The sequence below is a fragment of the Exiguobacterium sp. SH4S7 genome (genome assembly GCF_004336795.1).
GTDB classification, from domain to species: Bacteria; Bacillota; Bacilli; order Exiguobacteriales; family Exiguobacteriaceae; genus Exiguobacterium; species Exiguobacterium aurantiacum_A.
Window position 1 is genome coordinate 179,086 of the sequence record NZ_SJUT01000006.1, and the last position, 18,840, is coordinate 197,925.

An 18,840-nucleotide genomic window follows, 5' to 3' on the forward strand; every position below is an offset into this window, starting at 1 on the left:
AGCAGATTTGAAGCAGTGAAGGAGTGAAACGATGGAACATACAATCGATAGACAGACAAATGTAGACTTGGATCACGTTGCATATCATGGAAAAGACCTTGGGGTGACGTTTAAAAGTGAACTCATCCGTCTGCGGGTGTGGTCGCCGGTAGCCGAGCAAATGACAGTGAAGCTTTATCGTACGGCGCGGGCGCGTAAGTTTGATCGCATCGAGCTCAAACGGGCCGAAAAAGGGACATGGATGGTCGAGCTTGACCGGGCGCAATTCGAAGGTCAGTTTTACGTGTTCGAGGCAATCGTTGACGGCAAACGCATCGAATCCCTCGATCCGTATGCGAAAGTCGTCGGCGTCAACGGGAAGCGGGGCTGCCTGCTCGACCCGTCTTCAATCAACCCGGACCATTGGGTCAAAGAACGTCCGCTCTTCCACTCTTCGCAAGAAGCGGTCATTTATGAAGCACATGTGAGAGATTTGACGAGCCATCCGGATGGCGGTGTCATGCACCGTGGTAAATTCCTCGGGATGACCGAGGCCGGCACGAAGACGAAAAACGGATACCCGACAGCGCTCGACTACATCACAGCGCTCGGCGTGACCCACCTTCAACTTATGCCGTTCTTTGACTACGGTTCGGTCAACGAGTCGCGGGAAAGCGAGTCGAACTATAACTGGGGCTATGACCCGGTCCATTATTTCGCGGTCGAAGGTTCGTACGCCTCGACAGCGGATGACCCGGCCGCCCGTATCCTCGAATTGAAGGCGATGATTCAAGCGCTCCATGACCGCGGGATCCGCGTCATCATGGACGTCGTGTTCAACCATACGTATGACGCTTTGACGACACCGCTCGGCCAGTTCGTGCCGGACTACTACTATCGGTTGAACGAGGACGGGACGCTTGCCGACGGCTCGGAGTGCGGCAACGATACGGCGTCAGAGCGGGCGATGATGCGCAAGCTGATCGTCGAATGCGTCTCGTATTGGGCCAAAGAGTTTATGATCGACGGCTTCCGCTTTGATTTGATGGGGCTGCATGACGTCAAGACGATGAACCAAGTCCGCAAAGCACTCGACCGGATCGATCCCTCGATCCTCGTCACCGGAGAAGGCTGGGATCTCGATACACCACTGGCAGTTCGTAAGAAGGCAAACCAACACAACGCCCATAAAATGCCACGTATCGCCCAGTTCAACGATGCAATCCGGGACGGAATCCGTGGTGACGTGTTCATCGAAGACTTGCCGGGCTGGATCAGCGGCAACGCCGAGCTGACGGCTGACGTGAAGCGCGGGATCGCCGGTGCGGTCACGAGTCAAAGCTTCGCCGATGAGCCGAACCAAGTCGTCAACTACGTCGAATGCCATGACAACTTGACGCTTTGGGACAAACTTGCCGCCGCTAGTCCTGACGACAATGAGACGACGCGCCGCCGCCGTCATCGTCTTGCGACGACGATCGTCCTGCTCAGTCAAGGCATTCCGTTCCTTCACAGCGGTCAAGAGTTTTTCCGCACGAAAGACGGGGACGAGAACAGTTTCAAATCGGGCGAGGTCATCAACCGATTGGACTGGACCCGGGCCGAGCAAGAGACGCCGAGCGTCGAATATGTGAAAGGCTTGATCAACTTACGCAAACAGTATCCGTTGTTCCGTCTCGAGAACACCGAACAGATTCGAAAGCACTTACGTTTCTTTGACGAAGAAGAAGGGATAATCGCCTACGAACTTCATCGTCACGTCGAAGGTTATGTCGAGCGTCATCTCGTCTACCATAACGGACTCGAAGTACCGGTCGACGTGAAGCTGCCAGCAGGCAAGTTCGAAGTTCATGTCGAGGACCATACCGTCAACTTGACGGCGCCACGCCTCGTCGAAGACCGGCACCTCACCGTCGCGCCGCTGTCGACGCTCGTCGTGACAGAACGCCGTCCGGATTACAGCAAGTACGCCGTCGCCGGTGGGGCTGCGCTTGCCATCCTTGGACTCTGGTACGTCGCGAAAAAACGGAAGAATAAACAAGGGTAACAAAAAAAGGAGACGTCATTCCGTCTCCTTTTCTTCGTTCGGCTCGGTCTTAGATGCTTCAAGCTCCATCATCTTCCGAACGAGGATATGTTTTGGCATATGCATGAGTTCTTCAAGCGGTACGTTCAACTTTTTGGCAAGCTCGACCGCCGTCTCGGGAGACAGTTGTAGTGGGCGCATGTGGTTTCTCCTTTCTAAATTCAGGTTTGCTACAGCCAGTATACAGCAAAAACGGACCGAGTGAGAATGTGTCGTGTGAACACATTCAAAATCGAAAAACCGTTCGGTCGTTGCTAAGCTGAAACTAGGAAGTGATCAAATGTACAAACAAGTAGCAGACTATCAGTTTCATCAGACGGTTGAATGGTTAGAGCGCGTCGGTGGAGGATGGATGTTGTATTTGGCGCAAACCGGATTTGTCTTTTTCGACGAAACGTTCCAAATCAGATGGGAACTCGAGTGGAAATCGGCACCTTGCGCACTATATATTGAACCACATGGAAAAAAAGCCGTCGCGCTGTTCCGAGACATGCAAACGTATGGAGTCATTGATTTAAAGCAAGGCATGATGGAGTGTCACCCAATCCCAAAAACGTTTCATGACGATTGGTTCAGCAATTTATGTCATTGGCGAGGAGATGATTTATTTCTCTACTCGGCGGAATCTGACATCGTGGCGTTAAACATGACCGACCACACGTTCCGCTATAGCCGCTATGAGGAGACGCCGGAGTTTGGCGCCATCATTGAGTTAGCCTATCATCCGATTTATGATTTTGAGCGATTCACGGCCCCGGGCCTCGTCACGCTTTACGATGAATTGAATCAGCAATTCATGGTCGAGCAGGTCGAAGCGGGTGAACGATGGACGATTCCTTACGGCGGCGATTATGATACGGTTATCGTCGACCAGGTCGGTGCGACGACAGCGATTACGTCGATGACGTCGTTCCAGCTGTTCAAGCGTGACCGTCTGCTGTTTGCTTCTGACGTATGTGCCGAAAGTGAATTATTGAAAGTGATGTTGCTTGATGAGTCGGGAGACCGCCTCGTCGTATTATCGACGCCTCGACGATTTTGCCATAGTTGGCTACAAGTGTTCGAGCGTTGACGTTCCTGGACCGAACTCACGGTTCAGGATTTTTTTGCGAAGACTTGATGAAACTCGTGCGAAACGGGAACAGTCTTCTTAGATGGAGAGGGGTGGACTTGGATGGAACGGTTAGGTAAAAATTTGGTGCGGTGGCGCTTTTGGGTGGTCGCCGTGTGGACTGTGTTATTAGCGGTCTCGATTTACTTCGGATTGCAGTTGCCTGGGGAATTGCGAGGAAACGGGTTTGCGGTTCAAGATGGTCGCTTCGCGCAAGTGGAGGACACGTTGAACGATCGGTTCGACCGGGCCGGCGCTTCGATGATCGTCTTGCTTGAAGGCGGTGACTTAGAGACGGTCATGGCCGAACAAAAAACACGGCTCGAATCTGTTTCAGGCGTCGATGGCGTCATCACGCCAGCGGAGAACCCGGACGCGCGTTCAGGTGACGCCGCGTACTTCGTGCTCGAGTTCGAGGACCAGGAAGCGGCCGAGGCGGCGATTGCCGACGTTCGTGCTGAATTGATTCGAGATACGGACACGGAAGTCCGGTTGACCGGGGAGCCGGTCTTTGCCCAAGATTTGAACGAGGCATCGAAAAATGACTTGATCCGGGCCGAATTGATCGGGATCCCGGTCGCGCTCGTCGTCCTCCTGCTCGTCTTCGGGACACCGCTCGCCGCTTTCATGCCCTTATTCGTTGGACTGATCACGTTCATCGTCGCGGCGGGATCGCTCTTCTTCTTCACGCAGACGATGGAGCTATCGATTTTCGTATTGAATGCCGTCGCGATGATCGCGATTGCGCTCGGGATCGACTTCTCGCTCCTGCTCGTCAACCGTTACCGTGAAGAGCTCGCCAAAGGACTGTCACGGGAAGCGGCCATCGTCCGGACGGTCGCGACGGCTGGTCGCTCGATCCTGTTCTCAGGACTGTGCGTCTTCGTCGGGCTCGCCGGACTGTTGTTCATTCAAGTCGATGTGTTTCAAGCGATCGCGCTCGGTGCCTTGATTGCGGTCGCGGGTGCCGTCTTATCGGCGCTCACGCTCTTGCCGTCGGCGCTCTATATCGTCGGCGATGCCATCAATAAAGGACGTCTCATCAGAACGAACGAGACGCGCTCTGAAGTGCGCTGGCAAAAGTTGGCCCGGTTCGTCATGAAGCGTCCGGTCGTGATGACGCTCGTCGCGTTGCTCCTTTTGTTGCCGAGCCTTTGGTTCGTCCGCGACTTAGAACTGAACATCCCGGACGCCGATGCGCTCCCGACGTCGTACGAATCCCGGGCCGCCCTCGAGCGGTGGGACGATGTGTTCGGCGAGACGTCGACCGATGCGGTGCTGTTGTTTGAGACGAACGATTTGACCGACTCGATGATTCTTGACGAGTTGACAACCCTTACAGACGAGTTGAATGAAGACCCGATTGTCGACAACGTCACGACGTTCTTGACCGCATCAAACTTAACAGCTGCGGAATTCCAACAGCTCGTTCAAGTCGCCCCGGAACAGCTCGAGGCGTTTGAACGTCTCGTCACGCTCGAAGGGAATACCGACCTCGCACTCGTCAACGTCAGCTTCGACGTGCCGCCGAGTGATAAAGCAGCGCAGGCGTTCGTCCGCGATTGGCGCGACCAAGGCTTCGACGTCGGCGGACCGGCCGCCTTCAACGAAGAGATCTATGAAGAGATTTACGACAGCATCCCCTATGCGGTCGTGACCGTGATTTTAGCGACGATGGTCATCCTCATGTGGGCGTTCCGCTCGATCTTGATTCCGATCAAGGCGATCATCATGAACGTGCTCGGACTCGGGGCGACGTTTGGGTTATTGGTCATCATCTTTGAGTCGGGCTACGTCTACGACGCCGAGACGATCAGTATTTTGACGCCGGTGTTCATCTTCTCGCTCGTTTTCGGCCTGTCGATGGACTACGAGGTGTTCCTCGTCTCACGGATCGAGGAGTATTACCGCGAGACCGGGGATAACGACTATGCGACCGAGATGGGGCTCGCTAAGACGAGCAAGATTATCACGTCGGCCGCGATTATCATGATCGTCGTCACGGGCGCGTTCGCTTTCACCGGTGTCAGCCCGATCAAACAGCTCGGGGTCGGTATCGCGCTCGCCATCTTCATCGATGCGACGATCATCCGGATGTTGCTCGTCCCGTCCTTGATGAAACTGTTCGGCGACTGGAACTGGTGGTGGTTCGGGAAGAAGGATTTACCGAAACGTAATCTACACTAAATGTACATTTAATGAAATAGTCGCGAGAGTATGTTAAAATGGTCTCATGATTACGCGCAATTTGGGAAAGGAAGGTCTTTATGGACACCGAGAGGACATGGCCTCTGTTTCAATTGCCGGACTTCTAGCGTTGAGTTTTTACAGACGAACATCGATGTAAAAAATCAACAAACGGAAGATCGGAGATGGAACAGATGGAACCGCGGCTACGACTGAGGATCCTCCTCTCCGTTGAAAACGGGGAGGACAATCGGAATGAAACGAGTTGCTACCATAGTGCTCGGAACGCTGATCATGGCGTTCGGTTATTATTATTTGAATGAACAGTTTGGTTTGGCAGAAGGGGGCTTTGTCGGGTTAGCATTACTCGGCCGCTATTTATTTGATATCGATCCGGCGATCTCGATGATCGTACTCGACATCCCCTTCTTTTTAATCGCTCTTTGGTGGAAAGGCTGGCGCTTCGTCGGACAAGCCGTGCTTGCCGCGGCGTCACTTTCGCTCAGCTATGCGATGTGGGATCGACTCGACCTGTTGACGTTTGACATCCAGGTCTGGCCGGCGACACTGTTTGCTGCGATTGCGAGTGGGATTGTGACCGGCTACGGTCTCGGTCTCGTCTTGAAGTCAGGTGGAGCGACCGGAGGCGACGATTTATTCGCACTCGGTCTGTCAAAGTGGTCCGGCGTATCGGTCGGAACGATTCTCATCGCCTTCGATGTGGTTGTTCTTGCGATCTCGCTCATCTACTTGCCGCTCTCGAACGCGCTCTACACGCTCATCGCGGTCTCAATCGCGGGTCGTGTCGTCACGAAGATGTTGACGGAAGACGCTGTCGAAGTAGCCATACCAAGTGTGACCAAACTAACACCAAAAAACGATCTCGCCTGAGATCGTTTTTTGTTTTGTAAAATTTGTCACAGTTTTCCCCACGCCGTTCTTCTAAACTGATTATAGAAGGAGTGAGTCACATGAAATGGATGATTCCAAAACAGCACGGCGCCTGGTCGATGCTTATTTTACCGTTCTTACTCGGCGGCATCGTCGGAGGATGGACACTCGCGCACTTACCGTTCGCCATCGCTTGGTTGTTCGTCTACATGGGCACGTTTTTCTTGTTCCAATACGTGAAGCAACGGAAGAAGTCGGCTGAGCTGTTGCGAATGGTCGTGACGTATCTCGTGATTGCGACAGTCGCTGCCATTCCGGTGTTCATCACCGAGTGGCGTCTCGTCTGGTTCGTCCTCGCGATGATCCCGTTCGGTCTCGTCAACGCCTATTTCGCCAAAATCAAAGACGAGCGCAACGTCTGGAACGACGTCAGTGCCGTCACGTCATTTTGTATCGGTGGGATGGCGAGCTATTACTTGGGTGCGCAGACGTTGGGCGCGACGATCGTCTGGCTGTTCATCTTGCCATACTTGTATTTCCTCGGCAGTATCTTTTACGTCAAGACGATGATTCGGGAGAAGAAGAGCGCGTTGTACCGGAACATCTCGTGGGGGTATCACCTCATGCTCGTCGCAGCGTTCATCGCGTTCGGCTATTCGGTCTTGGCGCTCGCATACGCGCCGAGCCTCGTCCGGGCGATCGTTTTCTACGGCAAAAAGATCCCAATCATGAAAATCGGGATCTTTGAGATTGTGAACTCGGTGTTCGTTTTAATCTGTTTGAGCGTATATCTTTACACGTAGAAGGGGCAACCCTTCTTTTTTTAGTCGCTTGACGACGTGCTCGCGATGATGGCGACGCTTGCTGCCGCCGAGGCCGCTTGTTGCATCGCCAGCAAATGAGCGAACGTCCCGTTCAGTAGCAGGTCGCTCGCATCTTCGGTAATATGTTCCGCGGCGACGAGTTGGATGGCGATGTTTAGTCCGTGCGTGTTGAACCAGCGTTGCTGCTCTTTTTCAGCGTTCGTGATGTCGAGGATCGCTTGTTCGTCTTGGTCGTTCGGTGCCGAGACAATCGAGAGCAAGGCGAGCGACGGTAGCTGCTCACTCTTGACGGCAAGCTGTTGGTTTTCAAGGCGGGTGCGCCAGTCCAAGAAGCGAGCGACGGCGTCGTCTCGGTCCAACTTGCTGAACGTGAGCAAATGCGACACGAGCTGCAGTTCGTTCGAGCGTGGTAAGTGGATTTTCAGCGCCTCGTAATACGATTCGATGTGCTCGTTCAGTTCAGTGTGGTCGTCGAACGCTTGCACGAGGACGAGTGCCGACAGCAGATCCTCTTCACTCGTGAGCCACGGATGCTGGCGTTTAAATGCTTGATAGAGGGCGCTTGCCTCATCGAGCCTGCGTTCCGGTTCGTCGACGTTGATCAACTGGCTCGCGAGGAACGGCCGCAGCGCGCTGAAACGGAAATGTTTTCGGTCGAGCAGCGTGTCGAGACGAAGTGCTTCGTCAATCGCGGGGCCGACGTCTTCATACCTGGCGTCGAGAAACGATAACCAGACGAGGTTGTTGCTACCGCGAAATTTGGAGAACAAGCCGGTTTTCTGTTTGACGGCCGCCTGCGCCTGTTCAAACCGATTTGGATCGAACGGGGTGTCGTGGATGGCGTAGTTGACGGCCATCAAACGCCGGAAGTCGTCAGTGAGTGCCCATTTGGTCGCCGTTTTGATGGCTTCGAACGAATCGAGGTAAAGCGTATAACGAGCCAACATAAAAATCCCTCCTTTTTCTATTCGTACGGAAAAATTGGGCTAAACGTTTCATAAAAGTGATATTGTTTCTGCTCTTAAATTAGGACGGCGTTTAATTAGTAAACAAAAGGGAATCGAAATATGTCCGAAAACTTTGTTATTAATTTGGAGGTGCCGAAACATGGAAGGTAGTCCGTATGCATACGCGTTCCGAAACCTTGGTTCGGGATTTCTGTTCGGATTGGGCCTGATTGCATTTGTGGATGAGACGGTATTTCATCAATTATTGGCGTGGCATCATTTCTATGATAAATCGACGTCTGCCGTCGGCTTATTCTCAGACGGGTTATTTCATGCGTTCAGTTGGTTTGCGACCGTAGCTTCCTTGTTCCTCCTGGCAGACCTACGGAGAAGAAAGTCATTTTGGATGAAGCGGTGGATCAGTGGCGTCCTGATCGGCGTTGGTTTTTTTCAACTCTACGATGGGATTATTCATCACAAACTACTGAAAATTCATCAGATTCGTTATGGCGTTGAGATTCTTCCATATGACCTCGTTTGGAATGTTACGGCCCTCGTCATTCTCATAGGTGGTTTAGTGCTCTTTAACCAAACGCAGAAACGGAAGCTACTTGTGAAAGAAGGAAGATAAATGAGGATGCATTCCCATGTCCAGACGATAAGTGGCGGTTATGAGGCGGTGGTCGTGATTTTGTTGTTTATGGCTCTCCTTGCTTATTCGTTCGCCGGAATTTTCACGAGTCGCGCTTATAAACCGTGGCCGCTATATCGCTACGGGTTATGGATGATAGGTATTGTTTGTGTAGGCCTTACTTTGGTTGGACCGTTAGCGACTTTTGCCCACACCAATTTTGTCGGGCATATGATTAGTCATCTGTTTCTAGGCATGTTGGCGCCGTTGTGTCTCGCCTTGTCCGCCCCGATGACGTTACTGTTACGGACGCTTGATGTACACGTCGCGAGAAGAGTGACACGCGTATTAAAAAGTCGGCTGCTCCAATTCTTCACGAATCCGGTCACGGCTTCCGTTCTCAACATTGGAGGACTATATCTGCTCTACATGACGGATTTGTATTCACTGATGCATCAATCAATTCTTTTATATGTGTTAATTCATCTACATGTGTTTTTAGCAGGGTATTTGTTTACCATTTCTTTGATTTATGTGGACGTCACGTCACACCGATACAGCTACATATACCGATCACTTGTATTGATTGCAGCGTTGGCCGGACATAAGATATTGGCAAAAATAATTTATGTGAGCCCACCAAATGGGGTGCCAACAGGAGAGGCAGAGGCAGGAGCCATGTGGATGTATTACGGTGGGGATTTGGTTGATCTTTTATTAATCATCATTCTTTGTTACCAGTGGTATATTGCAACTTCTCCCCGTGCCCTAGCTACGAGAGATAACGTATGAGTACACAAGAAAAGACGATCGTCCCGATGCGTTCGGGATGATCGTCTTTTCTGTCTGGCGGTCTACAATTATTGAACTTGCGTGTACAGTTTTTGCATGTACTCGTTCACTTCGTCGGCTGCTTGGAACATCATGAACGAATGTTGCAAGATGATTTCCGGTGAGAAGCCGAGGTCGAGATCGAGCGTTGAAGCGAGCGTGACGTCACGGTCGCTGTCGAGCACGCAACGGAAGTACTTGAACTCTTGGTTGAACTCGTTCAATGCGTTGAGGATCGGTAGGTCTTCGACGTAGTCCGGCACGTGCGTCACTGTCGCGGCGTATAGCTCGGCGTCAGTCGTCTTTTTGTTGAAGGCGATAATCATAACGGGCTGGGCCCCAGATTTAGTCGTTTCACGCGTTAAAAACGTGACGTGCGTTTCGGTCTCGCTCTCTTTGAACGTCATGTTGCGTTCTGCGACGAGCGCTTTGAATGATTCTACTTTTTCTTCGAAGTTCACAAAGAAATCCCCCTTAAAAGTCGTTACTCTAACTTTCTCCCATTTGAGAGGGGAAAGCAAGGGGAACTAGCGTTTCATCAACATTTTGATGGCTTCTTCGACCGTTTCCGACGTATCTTCGCCATCTTGTTGCGCCGTGATGATGCACTGCTCCAAGTTCTTGGCGACGATGATCGTCGAGGCGCGGTCGAGTGCCGATCGGGCCGCGCTCAGTTGTGTCACGACGTCGCGACACTCCTTGCCTTCTTCCATCATGCGGATGATGGCCCGGATCTGGCCTTCGACCCGTTTCATCCGGTTCAACACTTTCGTGTCGTATTGATACTGTTCCATAAGTTTCACCTCTATATTCAAATCGTTCAGTAACCCAACTAGTAGTGTGTAGTCTCATCTTAATACGTGGGGGAGTATGTGTCGAGCAACAACGTTTAAGCCGGAAAAAATCGACTGTTTGCCGATTCGTCAAACTTTTCCCTTGCAATCGCATACCATAGGGGGTATATTAATGACGTGGAAGCGAATTGTTCAATGAATCACAAAGTTTATCGAACGCCCGCTACCAAGCTGATCATGAATACGTGAAATGACTATAGATAAAAAGGATGGGTAAACAAAGATGAAAGCATCGGCTTTAAAACGTCAAATGGACTTTGAAGTCCCTGTAAACATCGTCGACGTGCGCGAACGCGACGAGTTTCAAGAAGCACACATCGCGGGGGCGGCGAATTATCCGCTCTCTGAAATAACGGAGTGGATTGATACGCTCGACACAGACCAAGAGTACATCGTGCTTTGTCGTTCGGGCGCTCGCAGCACGCAAGCTACTTGGCAAATGGAAGCAAAAGGTTATAAAGTGGTCAATATAGAAGACGGCTTGATGAGCTGGCCTGGTGAAGTCGTCAAAGGAGGAAATGAGCAATGAGTAAAAAAATCGTAATTGTCGGTGGGGTAGCAGGTGGTGCTTCGGCAGCCGCACGTCTCCGTCGCTTAAATGAAGAAAATCAAATCGTCATGTTCGACCGTGGCGAATATATCTCATTTGCCAACTGTGGTCTCCCATACTACATCGGTGACGTGATTCAAGACCGTCAAAAATTGCTCGTCCAAACAGTTGAGGGCATGAACAAACGGTTCCAACTCGATATCCGCAACTTGACGGAAGTGATGAAAATCAACCGCGCTGAGAAGACGGTGACGGTGAAACACGTCCAAACGGGTGAAACGTACGATGAGTCATACGACGTCCTCGTCTTGTCGCCTGGAGCGAAACCGATTCGTCCGAACATTCCTGGAATCGAGGAAGCAGAAGATATCTTCACGCTCCGAAATATTCCGGATACAGATAAAATCCGCAGCTACGTCGATGACAAGGCACCGAAACACGCGACGGTCATCGGAGGCGGCTTCATCGGAATCGAGATGGCTGAAAACTTACGTGAACGCGGCGTTGACGTGACGCTCGTCGAAATGGCGGATCAAGTCATGACACCGCTCGACCGTGAGATGGTCGCACCAATCCATGAACATATGCGTCTCCATGGCGTGGACCTCCAATTGTCAGACGGCGTGTCGTCGTTCTCTGATCAAGGGAAGAAGATTCATTTGACGAGCGGCCGTGTCATTGAAACGGACATGGTTGTCATGTCGATCGGGGTCATTCCTGAATCGACGATCGCCCGAGAAGCCGGTCTTGAGACAGGAACACGTGGCGCTATCCGTGTCAACGAGAAGATGCTCACGTCGGATCCGAACATCTATGCGATCGGGGACGCGGTCGAAGTGCTCGACTATATCTTCAAAGAGCCAACGGTCGTTCCGCTCGCATGGCCAGCCAACCGTCAAGGACGCCTCGTTGCCGACATCATTAACGGCCGCGACGTGAAGTACAACGGGACGATGGGTACCGGGATCGCAAAAGTGTTCGACATGACTGTCGCTTCGACAGGATGGAACGAGAAACGTTTGAAAGCGGCCGGCAAAGAGTTTGAAGCCGTCCACGTGCACCCAGGTTCACACGCAGGCTACTACCCAGGATCGACTCCGGTTTCACTCAAACTGTTGTTCCATCCGACAACGGGTGAAATCTACGGTGCTCAAGGTGTCGGGATGAACGGTGTCGATAAACGGATCGACGTCATCGCGACAGCAATCAAAGGTGGTTTGACGGTCCTCGACCTGCCAGACCTCGAACTTAGCTACGCACCGCCGTTCAGCTCGGCGAAAGATCCGGTCAACATGATCGGTTACGTCGCCTCGAACGTCATCCTCGGTGACAACGAAGTCGTGCATTGGGACGAGATTGACGCATTGGTCGAGAACGGTGCGACACTCCTTGACGTCCGTGACGAGTCTGAGCATGAGCTCGGGAAAATTCCTGGGTCGATCAACATCCCGCTCAACTCGCTCCGTGACAACTTGGACAGCTATAGTAAAGACGAGACGATCTACGTGACGTGTCAAGTCGGCCTTCGTGGCTACCTGGCTTCACGCATCTTGCGCCAAAATGGCTTTAAAGTGAAAAACTTGAGCGGTGGCTACAAGACGTGGTCGCAAGTACGACGTGATTTTGACGCGCTCGAGACAGTTAAAACGGCAGATGAGACTGCTGCGACAGCAACGAAGGAGGCACCACCCGCAATGACGAATGAACCAGTCGGAGAACCGATTTTCCTTGATACATGTGGTCTTCAATGCCCGGGCCCGATTTTAGAAGTAAATAAAAAAGTGGCAGAGCTCGGCGAAGGCGAGACGCTCCGCGTCCTCGCAAGCGATCCTGGTTTCTTCGCAGACATCGAAGCATGGGCGAAAAAGACGGGTAATAAACTCGTCTCGAAACAGTTCGTGAACGGTCGCGTCGAAGCGATCCTTCAAAAAGGCAACGGCCCTGCGGCCGCTCAAGCAGGAGCACCAGCCGGCGACGGCGCTTCGATGGTCGTCTTCAGCGGAGACCTCGACCGTGCCCTCGCCTCGTTCATCATCGCTCAAGGCGCAGCGGCAATGGGCAAAGAAGTGACGATGTTCTTCACATTCTGGGGATTGAACGTCATTCGTAAACCAGACGCACCTGACGTGAAGAAGCAAGGTCTCGAGAAGATGTTCGGCATGATGATGCCTTCGCATGCTGGAGAACTTCCGCTCTCGAACATGAACTTCGGTGGGGTTGGCCAGAAAATGATGAAGAAAGTGATGAGCGACAAGAACGTGCCATCACTTGACCAAATGATTAAATCGGCACAAGAAGCAGGCGTCAAGATGGTCGCTTGTACGATGTCGATGGATGTCATGGGAATCAAAGAAGAAGAGTTGATCGACGGCATCAATCTCGGCGGTGTGGCAGCATACCTCGGGGCAGCTGAAGGCGGCAACTTGAACCTGTTCATCTAAGTGAATTAAATAATCAGAGCGACTGGCCATGGGCCGGTCGCTTTTTCTATTGTTTGGGTGTGAAACTTGAAAATTGCTGAAAAAGATTGCATTCTCCGCACACTTTTCCTATAATTCTAATCATGTTAAGAAAGTTGACATAACTTTTACTTATAACTAAACATACATTTTGGAGGATTGAAGATGGAGAATATGATCGAAAAGTTTGTTGGGCAAGCGAACGACCTGCTCTGGTCGTCGGTGCTCATCGTCGTTCTTGTCGCGTTAGGCCTTTACTTCACGATTCGCATGGGGTTCGTTCAGTTCCGTATGCTTCCTGAAATGTTCCGCCTCTTGTTCAAAGACGGCATGAAGCGTGAAAAAGGACAAGTGTCTTCGTTCCAAGCGTTCGCCATCGGGACGGCAGCACGTGTCGGAACAGGCAACATCGCCGGTGTCGCGACAGCGATCGCGCTCGGTGGTCCGGGAGCTGTCTTCTGGATGTGGATCATCGCTTTAGTCGGTTCCGCCTCGGCGTTCGTCGAGAGCACGCTCGCACAGGTCTATAAAATTCGAGATGGCCGTACATGGCGCGGGGGACCGGCTTACTACATGGAGCGTGCCCTCGGACAACGGTGGCTCGGCATCTTGTTCGCCATCCTCATCACGTTCTCGTTCGGTTTTGCTTTTAACTCGGTACAGTCGAACACGATTTCGTTGTCTGTGAGCAACCAATTTGGAATTAGTACGACGACGGTCGGTATCGTATTGGCAGTCGTCACAGCAATCGTCATCTTCGGTGGAATTCAATCGATCGCCGTACTTTCCAGTATCATCGTTCCAATTATGGCCGGCGGTTACATCTTGCTAGCTTTATGGATCATGATTTCAAACGCTTCGCTATTGCCGAGCGTGTTCGGTCTCATCTTCTCTGAAGGTGTGCTCGGGCTCGAGCAACTGTTCGGCGGGGCAATCGGGGCGATGGTCCTTCAGGGGATTCGCCGCGGTCTGTTCTCGAACGAAGCAGGTATGGGGTCGGCTCCGAACGCGGCGGCGACTGCTGAAGTATCACACCCTGTCAAACAAGGCTTGATCCAATCGTTCAGCGTCTTCGTCGATACACTTCTCATCTGTACGTCGACAGCGATGATCATCTTGTTGTCAGGCGTGGCTGGTTCGGAAGCGTTCGCAGGTGTCGAATTGACACAAGCGGCACTCACGGCTGAGATTGGTCCGATGGCGACATCGTTCCTGACGATTGCGATTTTCTTGTTCGCGTTCAGCTCGATCCTAGGAAACTACTACTATGGTGAGACGAACATTCAGTTCATCTCGAATAAAAAGATTTATGTCACGCTCTACCGCATCGGTGTCGTCGGGATGGTCCTCTTCGGAGCGATCCGTTCGGCCGGTCTCGTCTGGTCGATCGCCGACGTGTTCATGGGACTCATGGCGCTCGTCAACTTGTATGCGATTTTCCGTCTTGCGAAAGTCGCGCGGCTCGTGCTCGACGATTATTTGGAGCAACGCCGTCAAGGAGACGATCCGGTATTTTATGCCGACTCGATCGAAGACCTGCCTGGTCGTGAATATTTAGAGGCTTGGGATAACGAGGAAGAAGAAGTCAAAACGGGTACGTTCCGTTCATAAGCAACAAACCGTCTACGAATATACGTAGACGGTTTTTTTGCGTCTGAAAGAAGGGTAAAGTGAAGAAAAGGGGGGCGTTCACTCATGGAGACGACACATTATATACGCATTTCCCCGGAAGTATGGGTCTCGTTCGGTCAAGACCCGGAGATGATTTTAGACTGGTTGCTTCACGTGCACGAGCAACACCGTGACACGTACGAGACGTTGACGCTTCCAAATATTGAACGGTTTCAACAAATACTCGGTCAAATCGAGGTGTATATCGACGGGAATGATACGTATAACTTGGAGATGGCCGTCATCGGGGAAGAGTTGGTCGTCAATGAGAAGCAGGCGGTCGTCGTCGGGATTTTGACGCCGCAGCTGCTTCATATCGTCAAAGACGCGATGAACGCCTTCAAAAAAGAAGATGTCGGAGAGATGGCGCTAGTGAATCGTGACAGTCTCGATGACATTTGGCTCAAATGGACGCTGTTGAAGCGCTTCTGTGACGAGGCGAGCGAACGGGATGAGCTCGTGTTGATTTATTATGAATGAATTCCTCTATCACATGGTATAATTTAACAAAAATGACGGAGGGATGGAGCGTGGATTTTTTAGGACTTCTGTTATGGATTGGGCTTTTCATTAATCCGTTTTTAGGTTATCAAACGGGGGAGAAATGGATTGGGCGTCTGACGCTCGGATCTTTACTCGTATTGATGGGCTTGTTTTTGTATCGGCATAGCGGATTCGATGCGTATGAGTCGTTGCAAAGCGTATGGGATGTGCTACTTACGGTTTATCTGCTCATGCTCGTCATGAATAGTTATTTAGTTAGTCGACGACTTGTTCCAGAACTGACAGTATTTCATATCAGTTTCATTGCACTGTCTAGCTTTATGTTGAGCCAAATTTGGTCAGTTCTATCCTTGAAAACGTGGAAGACGTCTCAACTTGTCGATACACAAACCTTGCTGTTGACACTTATAATCGCGTTAATCCTCTTACTTATCGTTTGTTTGAAGATGGTGGATCGTCGAGCCAATGCATAAAAAATCCCGAAGCGTGTAAGTTCACATGCTTCGGGATTTCGTTTATTTCAATGCGATTTCAAGTGCTTTGACGTTCTCGCGCATCAAGTCGAAATAGCTTTGGTCCATCTGTTCTTTCGTGACCGATTCAAGGTTGTAAATCGTCACCGCTTCGGCACCGATTTCATTTTTGACGACTTCGGCCACTTTCGGTGTCACCGTGTCCTCGAACGCGATGTACTTCAAGTCATGGAGCTCTGCCTCTTCGATGACTCGCTTCAACGCTTGCTGTGACGGCTCTTCAGACGGCGTGAGACCAGTGATCGGAAGCTGGTCGAAACCGTATCGTTCCGCCAAGTAGCCATAAGCCGCGTGCGTCACGAGGAGCTCTGACTTCGAACCGGCGTCGACAGCCGCTTGCAGCTCGGCATCGAGCGTGTCGGCTTCTTCTTTGAATGCGCTCAACCGATCTGCGAATTCGTCTTTATAGTCAGGCGCTTGCTCGGCGAACGACGCCTCAACCGCTTCTGCCATCGAGACGGCGTTCATCGGATCGAGCCAGACGTGCGGGTCGTATTGGCCGTGATTGTGACCGTCGTCCTCGCTGTGGCCTGCTTCTTCTTCCGTATGCCCATCTTCCTCGTGGCCATGCTCGTCTGCTTCGTGGCCGTGCTCATCCTCACCGTGAACGTGGACCGTGTCGTCAGCCGAGAGCAGAGCGATGTCTTCTGCTGTTTTGACGAACGTGACGTCCTCACTCGCGAGACTCTGTTCCATCGACTCGACGTACGGCTCAAGGTCATGGCCGATCGTGAGGAATAGATCAGCTTCCGCGATCTGTGTCATCTGTTTTGAAGTCGGCTCGTACGTGTGCGGGTCGGCGCCGGGCGGGATCACCATCTCAACGCGGACGCGATCGCCCCCGATCTCTTCGGCAATCGATTTTAAGGCGAATGTCGACGCGTATACCGTCAACTGATCGCTCGCTTCGTCTGTAGCATTTGTAGCATTGCTCTCTTCGTTGTTGGCGCAACCGCCGAGTAAAAGTGTCCCGGCCGCGGCGACGCTCATTAATTTCTTGTTCATGTATTATTCCGCCTCTCAATTCTCTATATCAATTATTAAACCGTAACGGTTACGTTCTGTGACTGCGTCTAATATTATAGGGGGCAGTCAATCACACGTCAAGTCCGACTTCCGATGGATGGTTTTTTAAGAAAAAGGGAATATGATTAAAAAAAGAGCGAGGAGTGGATTTGTATGAGAAAGGAGACCGCCTGGTTTGTCGGGGGCGCTGCGTTAGCGGCGGCGACCGCAGCCGGGGCGAGCGTTTGGAATCAGTACGGTTCGCTCGTTAGATGGCAAGAACCAGAGATGACGGTTCGCCCGTCTATACGCAAACGACGAACCCACACGTACAAGGTCGTCAACGACCAACCGCTCCAATTCGATATATACTACCCACCGGGCGATGGACCGTTCCCGGTCGCCGTCTACGCGCACGGTGGCGCGTTCGTCCGCGGAGGCCGAGGCATGGTGACGTTGTTCCATCCCCTTCTCGATCATTTCTTGGGGAAAGGGTTCGCCATCGTCAGCATCGACTATCGACTGTTCGAGGACGGGGTCTACTTCCCGGACAACATCATCGACGTGTCTGACGCGCTCTGTTACTTGAAACAACATGACGGGCTTCTCAATCTCGATATCGATCAATTGATCGGCTGGGGGGACTCGGCTGGGGCGGCGCTCGTCCTCGCGACGGCGCTCGACCGGGGTAAACAGTTCACAGGTGAACTCGGTGACGATGTGCCGCCGATGAAAGGTGTCATCGCGCTGTATCCGCCGACGAACTTCCTCTTGTTCAAGTTCATCCAGACATGGCTTGCGCACTTGAAGTTTTACGAGGGCAGTCGCGAGGCGTGGCGTGAATTGATGGTGAAATGTTCACCGGTCACACATCTGTATGACGACGCGCCGCCGATTCTCATCTTGCACGGGAAAAAAGACCCGATCGTCCCGTTCGGGCAAGCGCTCCATTTCGTCGAGCACGCCAGTGAGGTCGGGGCGAACGTCCAGCTCATCTCGTTCCCGAACGGTACCCACTCGCTTGCAAGTTTTCTCCAATCTGATAATCCGATTAAAGAAACACAGCTCATGGCCCGCATCGATCGTTTCATCGACGATGCCTTGACGTGACGTTGCGCTTTTTTAGAAAGATGTTACGATTGGAAAAGATTTAACGATTACGAAGGAGTGAAGAGTGTGACGGAACTTTGTTTAGTCCGACATGGTCAGACAGATTGGAATTTTCAAGAAATCATTCAAGGACGGGAAGATATCCCGCTCAATGCGCTTGGGCATCGCCAAGCCGAAGAGAGCGCGGCTTTTTTAAGTCAAGAGAACTGGGACGTGATCGTCGCGAGCCCGCTCACGCGAGCAATCGATACGGCCCATTACATCGCGGAGGCGTGTGGGATCGGTCCGGGCGAGATTATTCAAGACGAACGGTTCATCGAGCGTGAGTTCGGCCATGCGTCAGGCAAACCGGTGCCTGGCATTTACGAGGCCGTTCAAGCGGACGATCAGGAACGGGTTCCGGGTCTTGAGTCGGAAGACGAGATGCGGGCCCGGGTGCTTGAAGGGATGGAACATCTCGTCGAGGTGCATAAAGGGAAGCGGATCATCGTCGTCTGCCATTCGCATGCAATCAAAGCCGCCCTATCGGCGGTCGATGACACGTACACGTTCCGCCATGCCATGCGGAACGCCTGCTCGAACTATATCGAACATCGTGAAGATCAGTTCGTCGTAAAGGCAGTGAACGTTGCCGATCATATTACGAACGAGATCGTCACGAAGTGAG

At 52.0% G+C, this 18,840-nt stretch carries 19 protein-coding genes; 14 read left to right on the forward strand and 5 right to left on the reverse strand.

Annotation, left to right across the window (positions count from 1 at the left end):
• Nucleotides 1–31: 31 nt before the first annotated feature.
• A complete protein-coding gene (gene pulA / locus EVJ29_RS12145) occupies nucleotides 32–2,026 on the forward strand; it encodes a type I pullulanase (RefSeq protein WP_131505160.1) in 1,995 nt (664 codons plus the stop codon).
• 15 nt (nucleotides 2,027–2,041) lie between these two features.
• Here the strand turns inward: pulA and EVJ29_RS12150 are convergent, their stop codons facing one another.
• Nucleotides 2,042–2,206 (reverse strand): YycC family protein, encoded by a 165-nt coding sequence (locus EVJ29_RS12150; protein ID WP_016509685.1) that lies wholly within the window; start codon nucleotides 2,204–2,206, stop codon nucleotides 2,042–2,044.
• A 139-nt stretch (nucleotides 2,207–2,345) separates the two neighbouring features.
• On the opposite strand from EVJ29_RS12150, the gene EVJ29_RS12155 reads away from it, so the two are divergent.
• The 4 genes from EVJ29_RS12155 (at nucleotide 2,346) to EVJ29_RS12170 (ending at nucleotide 7,057) form a co-directional block, all read left to right on the forward strand.
• Nucleotides 2,346–3,137: a hypothetical protein gene (locus tag EVJ29_RS12155; protein ID WP_131469050.1), complete on the forward strand. Its 792-nt coding sequence runs from the start codon at nucleotides 2,346–2,348 to the stop codon at nucleotides 3,135–3,137.
• A gap of 102 nt (nucleotides 3,138–3,239) precedes the next feature.
• Complete coding sequence (locus EVJ29_RS12160; protein ID WP_070329201.1) at nucleotides 3,240–5,363, forward strand: MMPL family transporter; 2,124 nt, start codon at nucleotides 3,240–3,242, stop codon at nucleotides 5,361–5,363.
• Nucleotides 5,364–5,618: 255 nt separating this feature from the next.
• Nucleotides 5,619–6,254, forward strand: coding sequence for a YitT family protein (locus tag EVJ29_RS12165; RefSeq protein WP_070329202.1), 636 nt, complete (start codon nucleotides 5,619–5,621; stop codon nucleotides 6,252–6,254).
• Nucleotides 6,255–6,334: 80 nt separating this feature from the next.
• Nucleotides 6,335–7,057 (forward strand): YwiC-like family protein, encoded by a 723-nt coding sequence (locus EVJ29_RS12170; protein WP_131490616.1) that lies wholly within the window; start codon nucleotides 6,335–6,337, stop codon nucleotides 7,055–7,057.
• Nucleotides 7,058–7,077: 20 nt separating this feature from the next.
• On the opposite strand, the gene EVJ29_RS12175 is transcribed toward EVJ29_RS12170, so the two are convergent.
• Nucleotides 7,078–8,025 (reverse strand): DUF4003 family protein, encoded by a 948-nt coding sequence (locus EVJ29_RS12175; protein ID WP_236633532.1) that lies wholly within the window; start codon nucleotides 8,023–8,025, stop codon nucleotides 7,078–7,080.
• Between the two features lie 160 nt (nucleotides 8,026–8,185).
• On the opposite strand from EVJ29_RS12175, the gene EVJ29_RS12180 reads away from it, so the two are divergent.
• Together EVJ29_RS12180 and EVJ29_RS12185 are read left to right on the forward strand one after the other, a co-directional pair.
• The gene (locus EVJ29_RS12180) at nucleotides 8,186–8,656 is read left to right on the forward strand and encodes a DUF2243 domain-containing protein (protein ID WP_131490618.1); all 471 of its coding nucleotides are present in this window, start codon (nucleotides 8,186–8,188) and stop codon (nucleotides 8,654–8,656) included.
• A 6-nt stretch (nucleotides 8,657–8,662) separates the two neighbouring features.
• On the forward strand, nucleotides 8,663–9,448 hold the full coding sequence (locus EVJ29_RS12185) for a cytochrome c oxidase assembly protein (RefSeq protein WP_131490619.1): 786 nt from the start codon (nucleotides 8,663–8,665) through the stop codon (nucleotides 9,446–9,448).
• A gap of 68 nt (nucleotides 9,449–9,516) precedes the next feature.
• Here the strand turns inward: EVJ29_RS12185 and EVJ29_RS12190 are convergent, their stop codons facing one another.
• The gene (locus EVJ29_RS12190) at nucleotides 9,517–9,948 is read right to left on the reverse strand and encodes a YbjN domain-containing protein (protein ID WP_016509669.1); all 432 of its coding nucleotides are present in this window, start codon (nucleotides 9,946–9,948) and stop codon (nucleotides 9,517–9,519) included.
• 66 nt (nucleotides 9,949–10,014) lie between these two features.
• A complete protein-coding gene (locus EVJ29_RS12195; RefSeq protein WP_016509666.1) occupies nucleotides 10,015–10,281 on the reverse strand; it encodes a metal-sensitive transcriptional regulator in 267 nt (88 codons plus the stop codon).
• A gap of 283 nt (nucleotides 10,282–10,564) precedes the next feature.
• On the opposite strand from EVJ29_RS12195, the gene EVJ29_RS12200 reads away from it, so the two are divergent.
• From EVJ29_RS12200 to EVJ29_RS12220, 5 genes are all read left to right on the forward strand, one after another.
• Nucleotides 10,565–10,870 (forward strand): rhodanese-like domain-containing protein, encoded by a 306-nt coding sequence (locus tag EVJ29_RS12200; RefSeq protein WP_016509667.1) that lies wholly within the window; start codon nucleotides 10,565–10,567, stop codon nucleotides 10,868–10,870.
• On the forward strand, nucleotides 10,867–13,332 hold the full coding sequence (locus tag EVJ29_RS12205; protein ID WP_131466004.1) for a CoA-disulfide reductase: 2,466 nt from the start codon (nucleotides 10,867–10,869) through the stop codon (nucleotides 13,330–13,332). The genes EVJ29_RS12200 and EVJ29_RS12205 overlap by 4 nt, the downstream gene beginning before the upstream one ends.
• 183 nt (nucleotides 13,333–13,515) lie before the next feature.
• Nucleotides 13,516–14,961, forward strand: a complete 1,446-nt coding sequence (locus EVJ29_RS12210; RefSeq protein ID WP_131490620.1) for an alanine/glycine:cation symporter family protein — start codon at nucleotides 13,516–13,518, stop codon at nucleotides 14,959–14,961.
• A gap of 84 nt (nucleotides 14,962–15,045) precedes the next feature.
• On the forward strand, nucleotides 15,046–15,501 hold the full coding sequence (locus EVJ29_RS12215) for a hypothetical protein (RefSeq protein WP_070329208.1): 456 nt from the start codon (nucleotides 15,046–15,048) through the stop codon (nucleotides 15,499–15,501).
• Nucleotides 15,502–15,551: 50 nt separating this feature from the next.
• On the forward strand, nucleotides 15,552–15,998 hold the full coding sequence (locus EVJ29_RS12220) for a hypothetical protein (protein WP_131490621.1): 447 nt from the start codon (nucleotides 15,552–15,554) through the stop codon (nucleotides 15,996–15,998).
• A 42-nt stretch (nucleotides 15,999–16,040) separates the two neighbouring features.
• On the opposite strand, the gene EVJ29_RS12225 is transcribed toward EVJ29_RS12220, so the two are convergent.
• Complete coding sequence (locus EVJ29_RS12225; protein WP_131490622.1) at nucleotides 16,041–17,063, reverse strand: metal ABC transporter solute-binding protein, Zn/Mn family; 1,023 nt, start codon at nucleotides 17,061–17,063, stop codon at nucleotides 16,041–16,043.
• A 174-nt stretch (nucleotides 17,064–17,237) separates the two neighbouring features.
• Here EVJ29_RS12225 and EVJ29_RS12230 point away from each other — a divergent pair, with 174 nt between their 5' ends.
• Both EVJ29_RS12230 and EVJ29_RS12235 read left to right on the forward strand, forming a co-directional pair.
• Entirely contained in the window at nucleotides 17,238–18,173 is a 936-nt protein-coding gene (locus EVJ29_RS12230) for an alpha/beta hydrolase (RefSeq protein ID WP_070329211.1), read from the forward strand.
• 66 nt (nucleotides 18,174–18,239) lie between these two features.
• Nucleotides 18,240–18,839 carry a histidine phosphatase family protein gene (locus EVJ29_RS12235; RefSeq protein WP_070329212.1) on the forward strand — a complete coding sequence of 200 codons (600 nt, stop codon included), beginning with the start codon at nucleotides 18,240–18,242 and terminating at the stop codon, nucleotides 18,837–18,839.
• The last annotated feature ends 1 nt before the right edge of the window (nucleotide 18,840 follow it).

Coding starts and splice junctions, on each gene's coding strand:
- EVJ29_RS12200 (WP_016509667.1), top strand. CDS start 10,565: ATGAAAGCATCGGCTTTAAAACGTCAAATGGACTTTGAAGTCCCTGTA.
- EVJ29_RS12165 (WP_070329202.1), top strand. CDS start 5,619: ATGAAACGAGTTGCTACCATAGTGCTCGGAACGCTGATCATGGCGTTC.
- pulA (WP_131505160.1), top strand. CDS start 32: ATGGAACATACAATCGATAGACAGACAAATGTAGACTTGGATCACGTT.
- EVJ29_RS12180 (WP_131490618.1), top strand. CDS start 8,186: ATGGAAGGTAGTCCGTATGCATACGCGTTCCGAAACCTTGGTTCGGGA.
- EVJ29_RS12150 (WP_016509685.1), bottom strand. CDS start 2,206: ATGCGCCCACTACAACTGTCTCCCGAGACGGCGGTCGAGCTTGCCAAA.
- EVJ29_RS12205 (WP_131466004.1), top strand. CDS start 10,867: ATGAGTAAAAAAATCGTAATTGTCGGTGGGGTAGCAGGTGGTGCTTCG.
- EVJ29_RS12215 (WP_070329208.1), top strand. CDS start 15,046: ATGGAGACGACACATTATATACGCATTTCCCCGGAAGTATGGGTCTCG.
- EVJ29_RS12230 (WP_070329211.1), top strand. CDS start 17,238: ATGAGAAAGGAGACCGCCTGGTTTGTCGGGGGCGCTGCGTTAGCGGCG.
- EVJ29_RS12195 (WP_016509666.1), bottom strand. CDS start 10,281: ATGGAACAGTATCAATACGACACGAAAGTGTTGAACCGGATGAAACGG.
- EVJ29_RS12170 (WP_131490616.1), top strand. CDS start 6,335: ATGAAATGGATGATTCCAAAACAGCACGGCGCCTGGTCGATGCTTATT.
- EVJ29_RS12185 (WP_131490619.1), top strand. CDS start 8,663: ATGCATTCCCATGTCCAGACGATAAGTGGCGGTTATGAGGCGGTGGTC.
- EVJ29_RS12175 (WP_236633532.1), bottom strand. CDS start 8,025: ATGTTGGCTCGTTATACGCTTTACCTCGATTCGTTCGAAGCCATCAAA.
- EVJ29_RS12155 (WP_131469050.1), top strand. CDS start 2,346: ATGTACAAACAAGTAGCAGACTATCAGTTTCATCAGACGGTTGAATGG.
- EVJ29_RS12210 (WP_131490620.1), top strand. CDS start 13,516: ATGGAGAATATGATCGAAAAGTTTGTTGGGCAAGCGAACGACCTGCTC.
- EVJ29_RS12160 (WP_070329201.1), top strand. CDS start 3,240: ATGGAACGGTTAGGTAAAAATTTGGTGCGGTGGCGCTTTTGGGTGGTC.
- EVJ29_RS12225 (WP_131490622.1), bottom strand. CDS start 17,063: ATGAACAAGAAATTAATGAGCGTCGCCGCGGCCGGGACACTTTTACTC.